Genomic DNA, 12,558 nt, shown 5'->3' with positions numbered 1-12,558 from the left:
ATTCCTCCATTGAGGCAGAATCGGCAGTAGCCGTTCATACGGGACGGTGAAGTCGTCGCATTCGCATCGAAGGTGCCATGCCTCCCACGCTCGCCTCACTGGTCCGCCACCCCGGTCTCAAGCTGTCCGTTCTCGCGGGCGAAGACCGGTTGGAGACGCCCGTGCGCTGGGCGCATGTGAGCGAGCTCGCCGACCCCGTGCCCTATATGGATGGCGGCGAACTGCTCCTGATCACCGCGATGCAGATCGAGGCCGACGACCCGGAGGAGATGAGTCGCTATGTGCGGCGGCTGGTGGGCGCGGGTGTGGTCGGGCTCGGCTTCGCGCTCGGCGTCAAGTACGCCGAGGTGCCGCCCGCGCTCGCCGCGGCGGCCAAGGAGGAGGGGCTGCCGCTGATCGGCGTGCCCCGCCCCACCCCCTTCATCGCCATCAGCAAGGCCGTCTCCGCGGCCATAGCCGCCGACCAGTACCGGGCCGTGACCGCCGGGTTCGAGGCGCAGCGCGAGCTGACCCGCGCCGCCATCGGCGCCGAGGGGCCCACCGCGCTGCTCGCCCGGCTCGCCGCCCACCTCGACGGCTGGGCCGCGCTCTACGACGCCTCCGGCTCCGTGGTCGCCGCCGCCCCCGACTGGGCCGCCCGCCGCGCCGCTCGCCTTACCGCCGACGTCGAACGGCTGCGCTCCCGCCCCGGCCCCGCGAGCATCGTGGTCGGCGGGGGTTGCGCGGCCGGGGCCGCGGGCGCCGAACCGGCCGAGGACACGGCCGTCGCCGACCGGGTGGAGCTCCAGTCGCTGGGCACCGGGCGCCGCATCCGCGGTGTGCTCGCGGTCGGTACCGGCGCGCCGCTGGGCACCGCCGAGCGCTACGCCGTGCACTCCGCGGTCGCGCTGCTGACCCTGACCACCGAGCGCTCCCGCGCCCTACAGGACGCCGAGCAGCGGCTCGGCGGCGCCGTGCTGAGGATGCTGCTCGCGGGCGAACCCGACCATGCCCGGGCGGTCGCCGGGCGGCTGTACGGCGGGCTGCTCGACGCGCCGTTCCGGATGCTGGTCGCCGAGGTGCCGTCCGGCGGCGGCGCGGCCCAGCAGCCCCACGCCGCGCCCTCCGCCGCGGACGAGGCCCCCACGGAAGCCGCAACGACCACAACCGCGAGCACGAGCGCCGGCACGGCCGCGGGCGAAGCCGAGGCGTGCGACCCCCTCGCCACGCTCATCGACATCATGGAGGCGGCCGCGGCCCGCACCGGCGAGTCCGTGCTGGTCGTCCCCGACGGTGGGCGGCTCATCGTGCTGGCCCCCGACGGCGGGGCGGCGGTCACGGCATGCGCCGAGCACGCCCGGACCGTCGAGGGCCGCCGCGGCACCAAGGCCCGCCCCCGCGGCCGCACCGCCGCCGCGCCCAGCGGTGACGAGCTCGTCATCGGGCTGTCCGCCCCCGCGGGCCCCATCGCCGCCGCGGCCGCCTACCGCCAGGCGGAGCAGGCGCTGTCGGTGGCGCGCCGCCGCGGCCGGATGCTGGTCGAACATGAGCAGGTCGCGGCGGGTTCCGTACTGCCCCTGCTCGCCGACGACGCCGTCAGGGCGTTCGCCGACGGCATGCTGCGCGCCCTGCACGAGCACGACGCCACCGGCCGGGGCGATCTGGTCGCCTCGCTGCGCGCCTGGCTCTCCCGGCATGGCCAATGGGACGCGGCCGCCGCCGACCTCGGCGTCCACCGGCACACCCTGCGCTACCGGATGCGCCGCGTCGAGGAGATCCTGGGCCGCTCCCTGGACGACCCGGACGTCCGCATGGAGCTGTGGCTCGCCCTCAAGGCCACGGCCTCCGGCACCTCGGCCTGAAACGCGCACCTCCGCCACCAGCCGACCGCCTCGCGCCGCCCGGCTCCGGCCACCACATCCCGGCCACCTCGCCCCGCCCGCCCCCGGCCACCTCGCCCCCAACCACCTCACCCCCGACCCGACCACCTCGTCCCCGTCTCTCCCGAATCGGGCACGGTCTCTCCCGAACCGGGCACGCCATAGCGGAGCGCGTGCGGCCTCGACTGCTACGCCTCGGACAAACGCCGAGCGGGCCGGGCGCGCCTACGGTGGAAGGAGAGATACCACTTCAGAAGGGTCGGGATCCGCTGTGCCAGACACAAACGAAGCTGTCACCCATGCGTTCTGGCTCGCCGGCCGCGAGGCGACGGGCGAGAGCACGATCGAGGTCACCTCGCCCTGGGACGGCCGCCGCGTCGGCGTGGTGAGCGTCCCCACCGACGCGCAGATCGAGGAGGCCGTCGCCGCGGCCGACGCGGTGCGCGAGGAGTTCGCCGCGACTCCCGCCCATGTCCGGGCCGCCGCGCTGGACCATGTGTCGCGCCGTATCGCCGAGCGCGGCGAGGAGATCGCCCGGCTGATCTCGGACGAGAACGGCAAGCCGATCAAGTGGGCGCGCGGTGAGGTCGGCCGCGCCGTCTCCGTCTTCCGGTTCGCCGCCGAGGAGGCCCGCCGGTTCAACAGCGGGGAGGCCCAGCGGCTGGACACCGACGCCGGTGGCACCGGGCGGCTCGCGCTGACCCGCCGCTTCCCGCGCGGCACCGTCCTCGGCATCTCGCCGTTCAACTTCCCGCTGAACCTGAGTGCCCACAAGGTCGCCCCGGCGATCGCCGTCGGTACGCCGATCATCCTCAAGCCGGCGCCCGCGACCCCGCTGTCCGCGCTGATCCTCGGCGAGCTGCTGGCCGAGACCGAGCTCCCGGCGGGCTCCTGGAGCGTCCTTACGGTGCCCAACGACCGGATGCCCGCGCTGGTCCAGGACGAGCGGCTGCCGGTCATCTCCTTCACCGGTTCGGAGAAGGTCGGCTACACGATCAAGGAGTCGGTGCCGCTCAAGCACTGCACCCTGGAGCTCGGCGGCAACGGCGCCGCGGTCGTCCTGTCGGACTACTCCTCCGGCGCCGACCTCGACTGGGCGGCCACCCGCATCGGCACGTTCTCCAACTACCAGGGCGGACAGTCCTGCATCTCCGTACAGCGGGTGATCGCGGACGCGTCCGTCTACGAGGAGCTGGTGCCGAAGATCGTCGCGGCCGTCGAGGCGCAGGTCACCGGCGACCCGACCGATGACGCCACCGATGTCGGCCCGCTGATCAGCGAGGACGCCGCCAAGCGCGTCGAGTCCTGGGTCGACGAGGCCGTCCGGGCCGGTGCGAGGGTGCTGACCGGCGGCAAGCGCGAGGGCTCCGGCTACGCCCCGACCGTGCTCGCGGACGTCCCCGCGGATGTCGCCGTCTCCTGCGAGGAGATCTTCGGCCCGGTGCTCACCCTGCACAAGGTGACGGATGAGAACGAGGCGTTCGCGACCGTCAACGACTCCAAGTACGGCCTCCAGGCGGGCGTCTTCACCCGCGAGGTGCAAACCGCCTTCCGCGCCCACCGCGCGCTGGAGGTCGGTGGCGTGATCGTCGGCGATGTGCCCTCGTACCGCGCCGACCAGATGCCGTACGGCGGCGCCAAGCGGTCCGGTGTCGGCCGCGAGGGCGTGCGGTACGCGATGGAGGACTACACCTACGAGCGGGTCATGGTCCTCACCGGCCTCGACCTCTGAGCCACCCCGCCGGTCCCCGGCCGGGCCCCGCCCCCACGGCGGGGCCCGACGCATGGGCGAGACCCGTCCCGGCCGCTCCGGACCCTCAACCGGAGAAGCCGAGACGGGCCAGTCTCAGACCGCCGCCGCGCAGCGTGAGGTGCAGGTCCCGCACTCCGGCCGGCGGCGTGGGCAGATCGGCGCGGACCGTGGTGTAGGCGTAGGGGCCGCCGGTGGGCGGGACGGCGGTGGCCAGCGCGGTGCCGTCGGCCAGATGCACCGCGACCGTTGCACCGTCCCCCGCCCCGGCCGGGGCGTTCGCGGCCTCGACGGTCAGGGACGTGGCCCCCGCGCCGAAGTCGCAGACGCGGAAGAGCAGGCGGCCGACCGCGTCGGCACGGCAGGCACCGCGTCCTCGCCACGCTCGACGACCTCCAGCCGGAAGACGGCCCCTCCTCGCCGCTGTCACGCTCGGCAACCTTCAGCCCGCCCGCGGCGACACAGACGTAGCCACCGGTCCCCAAGTGTCTGAGGAGGTGTCCGTCGCGGTGCGCTTCGAGCGTGAACGTCTCCTGGACCACCCAGCCCCCGGGCCGCTCGGCCGTCGCGCGGACGAAGCGGTCCTCGGCCACGGTCAGATAGCGCCCGGAGGGCGCGCGCAGGGTGAGCACACCGCCGCCCCAGTCGGCCAGGGACAGCTCGGTGGGGGTGTCGCCCACGGTGAGCGGCGGCAGATCGGTACGGCCCGCCGGATGCGCGGGGTCGAGCGAACCCTCCTCCGAGCCCCCGTCCCCCGCCGCCGCGTCCGGCACCCGCACCCAACCGGCCGCCGCACGCAGCCGTACGGTGTCCGGGCCCTCCGCGAACACCACCAGGTCCGCGCCGAGCCGCTCGGCCAGCGCCTCGCGCGGCGAACTGCGGCGGATCAGACTGCCGCTGTACCAGTCCAGCTTGCACTCGTCGGCGAGTGGACCGACGACGGCGAGGGTGCGTACGGCGCTCTCGGAGAGCGGCAGCAGACCGTCGTTGGTGAGCAGGACCACGGCCTGTTCGGCGGCCCCCAGGGCGAGGGCGCGATGGGCGGGCGTGTCGAAGGCGCCGTCGAAGCCGTGCCCCGATCCCTCCGTCGCGCCGCCGGAGCCATCCGCCGACGCGCCCGCCCCCGGCCCCGGCCCGCCGAAGCCCTTCCCCGACCCACCGGTGGCCTCGTCGAACTCGCCCAGCGCACACCGCATCGTCAGCAGCCGCCGCACCGCCGTGTCCACCGTCGACGCGTCGATCAGCCCGCGCTCCAGGGCGCCCCGCACCCGTGCGATCGTCTTCGACACGTCCTGGTCGTGGTCGGTGAAGCTGTCCACCCCCGCCCGCAGGGCCGCGGCGATGGCCTCCTCATGGGTGTCGAAGTAGTGCTCGGAGTCGACCAGATTGGACGGAGCGCCCGCGTCGGAGCAGACCACCAGCTCCTGGTCGGTCCAGGTGCGCAGCTGCTCGCGCAAATACGGGGAGACATGGTTGGGCCGCCCGTTGACCAGGTTGTACGCGGGCATCACCCCGGCCACCGCACCCGCCCGCACCGCCCCGCGGAAGGCCGCCAGATCGTATTCGTGCAGTACTCGCGGCCGGACCGAGGAGGAGGTGGTGGTGTCCCGGTCGGTCTCGTTGTTGTGCGCCAGCCAGTGCTTGAGGACGGGCGCGGTGCGCCAGCGCGGTGCGCCCCGGCGGGAGGCGGGGCCGGCCCCCGCGCTGCCCGGACTCCCCGAAGGCGTCGAGGCGGTGCGGCGCGGCCCGTATCCCTTCCTCCTCAACCACGGCCGCACCCCGGCGGCCGTCCCCCTTCCGTCCCCGCGGACGGATCTGCTCACCGGGCGTACGCACCACACCGGCGTCCGGCTGGACCGCTTCGCGGTCATGGTCCTGGCTCCGCCCGAATCCGCCATCTGAAAGGGAAGGTCCCGTGCAACGAGCCGCTCGAACGCTCTTCCTGACCCCGCTGATCGCGTTACTCGCGCTGATCGGCTTCGCCGCCGCCCCCGCCCAGGCCGCCACCTGGTCCTCCTCGGATCAGTGGGGCACCTGGTCCAACGGCGGCTACACCCTCTACAACAACATCTGGGGCTCCGGCGCCGGATCCCAGACCATCTGGGCCAACTCCTACAGCGACTGGGGAGTGTGGGCCGACCACCCGAACACCGGCGGTATCAAGTCCTACCCCAACGCGAAGAAGGTCGTCGGTAGGTAGATCAGCGCCATCTCCACCCTGACCAGCAGCTACAACGTCACGGTGCCGTCCTCGGGCGCGTACAACACCTCGTACGACATCTGGGACACCAACTACGACTACGAGATCATGCTCTGGGTCAACAAGACCGGCCCGGTCGGCCCGCTCGGCACCGCCCAGGGCGATGTCACCCTCGGCGGCCATACCTGGAGCGTCTACAAGGGCAGCAACGGCGCCAACGAGGTCTTCTCGTTCATCCGCACCTCGAACTCCACCTCCGGCTCCGTGGACATCAAGCCCATCGTGAACTGGATCAAGAACACCAAGGGCTGGTTCGGCGATGTGACCATCGGCGACGTCCAGTTCGGCTATGAGATCACCTCCTCGTCCGGCGGTCTGGACTTCCGGACCAACAGCTTCGGGGTGAACGCGAGCTGACGCCCGCGTACCGCCGCCGTCCCGCACGGCGGCGGTACGTCACCGAGTACGCCACCGGGTACACCGCCTGGGAACGGCGGGCGCGGGGGCGGGGTCAAGGCGCGCCGGGCGCCCGGCCCGAGCTGGACCGTACGGTCAGCTCCGGGGCGAGCAGGGTCACCTGCTCCTCGGGGGCGCCGCCCGCCAGCTTCGCCACCGCCAGCTCCACGGCGCGCCGCCCCATCTCCTGCGCGGGGATGGCCACCGAGGTGAGCCGCACCGACGCCTGGGTGGCCACCTGCTCGGGGCAGACGGCGACCACCGAGACGTCCTCGGGGACCGCGCGCCCCTGCCGGCGCAACAGGCTGAGCAGCGGATCGATGGCCGCCTCGTTCTGCACCACGAAGGCGGTGGTGCCGGGCCGCTCGTCGAAGATCCGGGAGAGGGTGCCGTCCATGGACTCGTAGCTGCCCTCGCACGCCCGGTGCAGCAGCCGCACCCCCAGTTCACCGGCGCGGCGGCGCAGCCCCTCCAGGGTCCGCTCGGCGAAGCCGGTGTGGCGCTCGTAGACGGCCGGGGCCTCGCCGACGACGGCGATCTCACGGTGGCCGAGCTCCGCCAGATGTTCGGCGCACAGTGCACCGGTGGCGGTGAAGTCCAGATCGACGCAGGTCAGGCCGACGGTGTCGGCGGGCAGCCCGATCAGTACGGTGGGCTGGCGGGCCGCGTGCAGCAGTGGCAGCCGCTCGTCCTCCAGCTCCACATCCATCACGATCATGGCGTCGGCGAGCCCGCTGCCGGTCACCCGGCGCACCGCCGCCGGGCCCTCCTCGCCGGTGAGCAGCAGGACGTCATAGCCGTGGGAGCGTGCGGTGGTGGCGACCGCGATGGCGATCTCCATCATGACCGGCACATACATATCGGTCCGCAGTGGCACCATGAGCGCGATGATGTTGGAGCGGCTGCTGGCCAGCGCGCGGGCTCCGGCGTTGGGGTGGTAGCCGAGCTCCTTGATGCTGTGCTCGACGCGTTCGCGGGTGGGAGCGGAGATCGACCGCTTGCCGCTGAGGACGTAGCTCACCGTGCTGGCGGAGACTCCGGCGTGGCGGGCGACCTCGGCGAGGGTGACCATGCGGGCTGACTCCATCCGATGGGATTGTGAAGCGCTTCGACGCATGGCCGAGTCTCTTTCCGCTGGCCATGTGGATTGACGGTAAACCCATAGCGCAGGGGTGTCCATAGTCGTCGAAGCGCTTCGACGCCCGGCCTATGCCTTCCGGTGCCCGCTCCCGCGGCAATCTCGCGCCAACTTCCGGATCCCGGCGTCCTCCCGCTTTGCCGTCCCGTCGGACCGGATGCACACTGGCAGCGGTACGTGCCGGTAATGTCACGAGATCGTCATTCGCGGCAAGGGAGCACCGATGACCGCATCCTCCGTCAGGCCGGTGTCCGAGCGTGAAGCCCGCCAGGTCGCCGAGGCCGCACGCGAACAGCTATGGCACAAGCCCAGCTTCGCCAAGGAGCTCTTCCTCGGCCGCTTCCGACTCGATCTGATCCATCCGCACCCCGCCCCCGCCCCGGACGATGTGCGCCGCGGTGAGACCTTCCTCGCCAAGCTCCGCGAGTTCTGCGAGACCCGGGTCGACGCCGCCCGTATCGAGCGCGAGGCGCGGATCCCCGACGAGACCATCAAGGGGCTCAAGGAACTCGGCGCGCTCGGCATGAAGATCGACACCAAGTACGGCGGCCTCGGCCTCACCCAGGTCTACTACAACAAGGCCCTGGCCCTGGCCGGCTCCATCAGCCCGGCGATCGGCGCCCTGCTCTCCGCCCACCAGTCCATCGGCGTACCGCAGCCGCTGAAGCTCTTCGGCACCCAGGAGCAGAAGGACCTCTTCCTGCCGCGCTGCGCCCGCACCGACATCTCGGCCTTCCTGCTCACCGAGCCGGACGTGGGCTCCGACCCGGCCCGGCTGGCCACCACCGCCGTGCCGGACGGCGACGACTACCTCCTGGACGGCGTCAAGCTGTGGACCACCAACGGAGTGGTCGCCGACCTGCTGGTGGTGATGGCCCGGGTGCCGCGCTCCGAGGGCCGTAAGGGCGGCATCACCGCCTTCGTCGTCGAGACCGCCTCCGAAGGCGTCACCGTCGAGAACCGCAACGCTTTCATGGGGCTGCGCGGCCTGGAGAACGGCGTCACCCGCTTCCACCGGGTCCGGGTCCCGGCCGCCAACCGGATCGGCCCCGAGGGCGCGGGGCTCAAGATCGCGCTGACCACGCTCAACACCGGACGGCTGTCGCTGCCCGCGATGTGCGCGGGCGCCGGTAAGTGGTGTCTGAAGATCGCCCGCGAATGGTCCGCCGCCCGTGAGCAGTGGGGCAAGCCCATCGCCGAGCACGAGGCCGTCGGCACCAAGATCTCCTTCATCGCGGCGACCACCTTCGCCCTGGAGGCCGTCATCGACCTCGCCTCCCAGATGGCCGACGAGGAGCGCAACGACATCCGCATCGAGGCCGCGCTCGCCAAGCTCTACGGCAGCGAGATGGCCTGGCTGATGGCCGACGAACTGGTCCAGATCCGCGGCGGCCGGGGCTATGAGACCGCGGCCTCGCTGGCCGCCCGCGGGGAGCGGGCCGTCCCCGCCGAGCAGATGCTGCGCGATCTGCGCATCAACCGGATCTTCGAGGGCTCGACCGAGATCATGCATCTCCTCATCGCCCGCGAGGCCGTGGACGCCCATCTGTCGGTGGCAGGCGATCTCATCGACCCCGACAAGTCCCTCCAGGACAAGGGCAAGGCGGCCGCCAAGGCCGGCGGCTTCTACGCCCGCTGGCTGCCCGGTCTGCTCACCGGGCCCGGCCAACTGCCCGGCGCCTACCCCGAATTCCACCCGGCGGGGCATCGGGACCTCTCACCGCATCTGCGCTATGTGGAGCGCTCGGCCCGCAAGCTGGCCCGCTCCACGTTCTACGCCATGTCCCGCTGGCAGGGCCGGATGGAGACCAAACAGGGCTTCCTCAGCCGGATCGTGGACATCGGCGCGGAGCTGTTCGCGATGAGCGCGGCCTGTGTACGGGCCGAGATGCTGCGCTCCCGCGGTGACCACGGCGCCGCCGCCTATCAGCTGGCCGATGTGTTCTGCCGGCAGGCCAGGATCCGCGCCGACGAGCTCTTCGCACGGCTGTGGACCAACACCGACGACCTTGACCGCAAGGTGGTCTCCGGGGTGCTCTCCGGGGCGTACGAATGGCTCGAGCAGGGCGTTCTCGACCCCAGCGGCGACGGCCCCTGGATCGCCGACGCCACCCCCGGCCCGACCGACAAACAGAACGTCCACCGCCCCATCCGCTGAGGAACCAGCGAGGAACCACCGAGAAGTCGCAGAGGAGCCACCGAGAAGTCGCGGAGGAACCGACGAGGAGCCCGGAGAGCCGCGGAGGAGCCGCCGGAACATGCGCTGAGCAGCCGCTGGGGCCCGCGATCGCCGGATCCCGGGGCTTGTCACCGAGCCGTCACCCCTTGCCGCCACAATGGGGGAATGACGGAATCCCTGGCTGACCCGCATCTGCGCTATCCGGCGGCCACCGCCGCGGCGAGCGTGCGCGACATCGTGATCCTGGGCTCCACCGGTTCGATCGGCACCCAGGCCATCGACGTGGTGCTGCGCAACCCCGACCGCTTCCGCGTGACCGGCCTGTCCGCCGCCGGGGGCCGGGCCGGGCTCCTCGCCGAGCAGGCCCACCGGCTGCGGGTGGACAGGGTCGCGGTCGCCCGTCCGGAGGCGGTGCCCGAGGTGCGCGAGGCGCTGAGCGCGCTCTACGGCGCCGGTGAGCCGCTCCCCGAGATCCTGGCGGGGCCCGACGCGGCCACCGAACTCGCCCGCTCCCAGTGCCACACCGTGCTCAACGGCATCACCGGCTCCATCGGCCTGGCGCCGACCCTGGCCGCCCTGGAGGCGGGCCGGGTGCTGGCGCTGGCCAACAAGGAATCGCTCATCGTCGGCGGCCCCCTGGTCAAGGCGGTCGCCAAGCCCGGTCAGATCGTCCCCGTCGACTCCGAGCACTCCGCGCTCTTCCAGGCGCTGCTCGGCGGCGCCCGCGAAGAGGTCCGCAAGCTGGTCGTCACCGCCTCCGGCGGTCCGTTCCGCGGCCGGACGAAGCGGGAGCTGGCCTCGGTCACCCCGGAGCAGGCGCTGGCCCACCCCACGTGGGACATGGGCCCGGTGGTCACGATCAACTCCGCGACCCTTGTCAACAAGGGCCTCGAGGTCATCGAGGCCCATCTGCTGTACGACATTCCCTTCGAACGGATTGAGGTGGTGGTCCACCCCCAGTCGTATATCCACTCGATGGTTGAATTCACCGATGGCTCGACGCTCGCCCAGGCGAGCCCACCCGATATGCGGATGCCCATCGCGCTCGGCCTCGGCTGGCCCGAGCGGGTGCCGGACGCCGCGCCCGGCTGCGACTGGACCAAGGCCCACACCTGGGAATTCTTCCCCCTCGACACCGAGGCGTTCCCCTCGGTCGGGCTCGCCCGCCAGGTCGGCGACCTCGGCGGCACCGCCCCGGCCGTTTTCAACGCGGCGAACGAGGAGTGTGTGGACGCCTTCCTTGACGGAAAGCTGCCCTTCAACGGAATCGTCGATACGGTCGCCGAGGTGGTGGCCGAACACGGCACCCCCGCCGTGGGAACCCGGCTCACCGTCGCGGACGTCCTCGAGGCCGAGACATGGGCCCGCGCCCGCGCAACGGAACTGGCCGCCCGAGCGGCGAAGGCGACCCCGGAGGATCGCGCATGACGACACTGATGACGGTCCTCGGCATAGTGGTGTTCGCCGTCGGCCTGCTGATCTCCATCGCCTGGCATGAACTGGGCCATCTCTCCACGGCCAAGCTCTTCGGTATCCGGGTGCCGCAGTACATGGTCGGCTTCGGCCCGACGATCTTCTCCCGGAAGAAGGGCGAGACCGAGTACGGCATCAAGGCGGTCCCGCTCGGCGGCTATATCCGCATGATCGGGATGTTCCCGCCGGGTGACGACGGCAAGATCACCGCCCGCTCCACCTCTCCGTGGCGCGGCATGATCGAGGACGCCCGGTCGGCCGCGTTCGAGGAGCTCCAGCCCGGCGACGACAAGCGGCTCTTCTACACGCGCAAGCCGTGGAAGCGCGTGATCGTGATGTTCGCCGGGCCGTTCATGAACCTGATCCTCGCGGTGGCGATCTTCGTCGGGGTGATGATGAGCTTCGGCGTCAACACCCAGACCACCAGTGTGGGCACGGTCTCCCAGTGCGTGGTCGCGGCCTCGTCCTCCACCGACAAGTGCCCCAAGGGCGCCAAGGACTCCCCGGCCAAGGCCGCCGGTCTCCAGCCCAGGGACAAGATCGTCGCCTTCAACGGGCACCGCACCCCGGACTGGGGCGCGCTCCAGCAGGACATCCGCCGGACCACCGGCCCCGCCACGATCACCGTCGAGCGGGACGGCGTCCGCAAGACCCTGCACGCCAACCTCATAGAGAACCAGGTCGCCAAGTCCGACGGTAACGGCGGCTATGTCGAGGGCGAGTTCGTCACCGCCGGCTTCCTCGGCTTCACCCCGGCCAACGGCGTGGTCCAGCAGTCCTTCGGGCAGTCCGTGGACCGTATGGGCAACATGGTCCAGGACGGCATCGACTCCATGATCGCCCTGCCCTCCAAGATCCCGGACCTGTGGAACGCGGCCTTCGGGGACGCCGAGCGCAAGGCGGACTCCCCGATGGGTGTCGTGGGCGCGGCCCGGGTCGGCGGCGAGGTCGCCAACCTCGACATCCCGCCCTCCCAGCGGATCGCGACCATGCTCTTCCTGGTCGCCGGGTTCAACCTCTCGCTGTTCCTGTTCAATATGCTTCCGCTGCTGCCGCTGGACGGCGGCCATATCGCGGGCGCGCTGTGGGAGGCCATCCGCCGCCATGCCGCCCGGCTGGTCCGGCGGCCCGACCCCGGCCCGTTCGACGTCGCCAAGATGATGCCGGTCGCGTACGTGATCGCCGGAGTTTTCATCTGCTTCACCCTTCTCGTCCTGGTGGCGGACGTCGTGAACCCCGTGAAAATCTCCTGACGACATGAGATGTCCTGAAGTTCACCTTTGGGTGGACTTCAGGAGCGGGGTGTGCCCACGCCATGGCCGGTGACGTAATCTCGGAGATCGGAGTCCGCTGATCTCCGGCAACTCACACACCTTCTTGGGGTTACGAACCAGATGACTGCGATTTCGCTAGGAATGCCGTCCGTACCGGCCAAGCTCGCCGAGCGCAGGGTCAGCCGGAAAATCCAGGTGGGGTCGGTACCCGTGGGTGGCGATGCGCCGA

At 71.6% G+C, this 12,558-nt stretch carries 8 protein-coding genes and 2 pseudogenes; 7 read left to right on the top strand and 3 right to left on the bottom strand.

The features are described from left to right. The first annotated feature begins 77 nt into the window (after positions 1–77). Entirely contained in the window at positions 78–1,841 is a 1,764-nt protein-coding gene (locus NQU54_RS14265) for a PucR family transcriptional regulator (protein ID WP_257631393.1), read from the top strand. A gap of 289 nt (positions 1,842–2,130) precedes the next feature. Then, entirely contained in the window at positions 2,131–3,591 is a 1,461-nt protein-coding gene (locus tag NQU54_RS14260; RefSeq protein WP_257631392.1) for an aldehyde dehydrogenase family protein, read from the top strand. A gap of 85 nt (positions 3,592–3,676) precedes the next feature. Here the strand turns inward: NQU54_RS14260 and NQU54_RS14255 are convergent, their stop codons facing one another. Beyond that, complete coding sequence (locus tag NQU54_RS14255) at positions 3,677–3,850, bottom strand: carbohydrate-binding protein (protein ID WP_441005744.1); 174 nt, start codon at positions 3,848–3,850, stop codon at positions 3,677–3,679. 125 nt (positions 3,851–3,975) lie between these two features. Next, a pseudogene (locus NQU54_RS14250) lies at positions 3,976–5,273 on the bottom strand (glycoside hydrolase family 3 N-terminal domain-containing protein); the annotation flags it as partial. On the opposite strand from NQU54_RS14250, the gene NQU54_RS14245 reads away from it, so the two are divergent. Together NQU54_RS14245 and NQU54_RS14240 are read left to right on the top strand one after the other, a co-directional pair. Then, positions 5,206–5,511 (top strand): Beta-galactosidase C-terminal domain, encoded by a 306-nt coding sequence (locus tag NQU54_RS14245; protein ID WP_372505875.1) that lies wholly within the window; start codon positions 5,206–5,208, stop codon positions 5,509–5,511. The pseudogene NQU54_RS14250 and the gene NQU54_RS14245 overlap by 68 nt on opposite strands. Positions 5,512–5,524: 13 nt before the next feature. Beyond that, positions 5,525–6,226 (top strand): annotated as a pseudogene (locus NQU54_RS14240) (glycoside hydrolase family 12 protein). 94 nt (positions 6,227–6,320) lie between these two features. Here NQU54_RS14240 and NQU54_RS14235 read toward each other — a convergent pair. Further along, on the bottom strand, positions 6,321–7,337 hold the full coding sequence (locus tag NQU54_RS14235; RefSeq protein ID WP_257631483.1) for a LacI family DNA-binding transcriptional regulator: 1,017 nt from the start codon (positions 7,335–7,337) through the stop codon (positions 6,321–6,323). Between the two features lie 289 nt (positions 7,338–7,626). On the opposite strand from NQU54_RS14235, the gene NQU54_RS14230 reads away from it, so the two are divergent. The 3 genes from NQU54_RS14230 to NQU54_RS14220 all read left to right on the top strand — a co-directional run bounded on the left by NQU54_RS14230 (position 7,627) and on the right by NQU54_RS14220 (position 12,308). After that, positions 7,627–9,561, top strand: a complete 1,935-nt coding sequence (locus tag NQU54_RS14230; RefSeq protein ID WP_257631391.1) for an acyl-CoA dehydrogenase family protein — start codon at positions 7,627–7,629, stop codon at positions 9,559–9,561. A 186-nt stretch (positions 9,562–9,747) separates the two neighbouring features. After that, positions 9,748–11,010: a 1-deoxy-D-xylulose-5-phosphate reductoisomerase gene (dxr, locus tag NQU54_RS14225; RefSeq protein WP_257631390.1), complete on the top strand. Its 1,263-nt coding sequence runs from the start codon at positions 9,748–9,750 to the stop codon at positions 11,008–11,010. Beyond that, complete coding sequence (locus NQU54_RS14220; protein WP_093703128.1) at positions 11,007–12,308, top strand: M50 family metallopeptidase; 1,302 nt, start codon at positions 11,007–11,009, stop codon at positions 12,306–12,308. Before dxr ends, NQU54_RS14220 begins: the two co-directional genes overlap by 4 nt. The last annotated feature ends 250 nt before the right edge of the window (positions 12,309–12,558 follow it).

It is taken from the genome of Streptomyces malaysiensis subsp. samsunensis (assembly GCF_024519315.1).
In the GTDB taxonomy this organism is placed as follows: domain Bacteria; phylum Actinomycetota; class Actinomycetes; order Streptomycetales; family Streptomycetaceae; genus Streptomyces; species Streptomyces malaysiensis.
Note: the sequence above shows the minus strand (reverse complement) of the source record. Positions and strands in the feature narration are given on the sequence as shown.

Excerpts from the sequence above, each read along its gene's own strand:
- NQU54_RS14265 (WP_257631393.1), top strand. The coding sequence starts at position 78 with ATGCCTCCCACGCTCGCCTCACTGGTCCGCCACCCCGGTCTCAAGCTG.
- NQU54_RS14235 (WP_257631483.1), bottom strand. The coding sequence starts at position 7,337 with ATGGTCACCCTCGCCGAGGTCGCCCGCCACGCCGGAGTCTCCGCCAGC.
- NQU54_RS14230 (WP_257631391.1), top strand. The coding sequence starts at position 7,627 with ATGACCGCATCCTCCGTCAGGCCGGTGTCCGAGCGTGAAGCCCGCCAG.
- dxr (WP_257631390.1), top strand. The coding sequence starts at position 9,748 with ATGACGGAATCCCTGGCTGACCCGCATCTGCGCTATCCGGCGGCCACC.
- NQU54_RS14220 (WP_093703128.1), top strand. The coding sequence starts at position 11,007 with ATGACGACACTGATGACGGTCCTCGGCATAGTGGTGTTCGCCGTCGGC.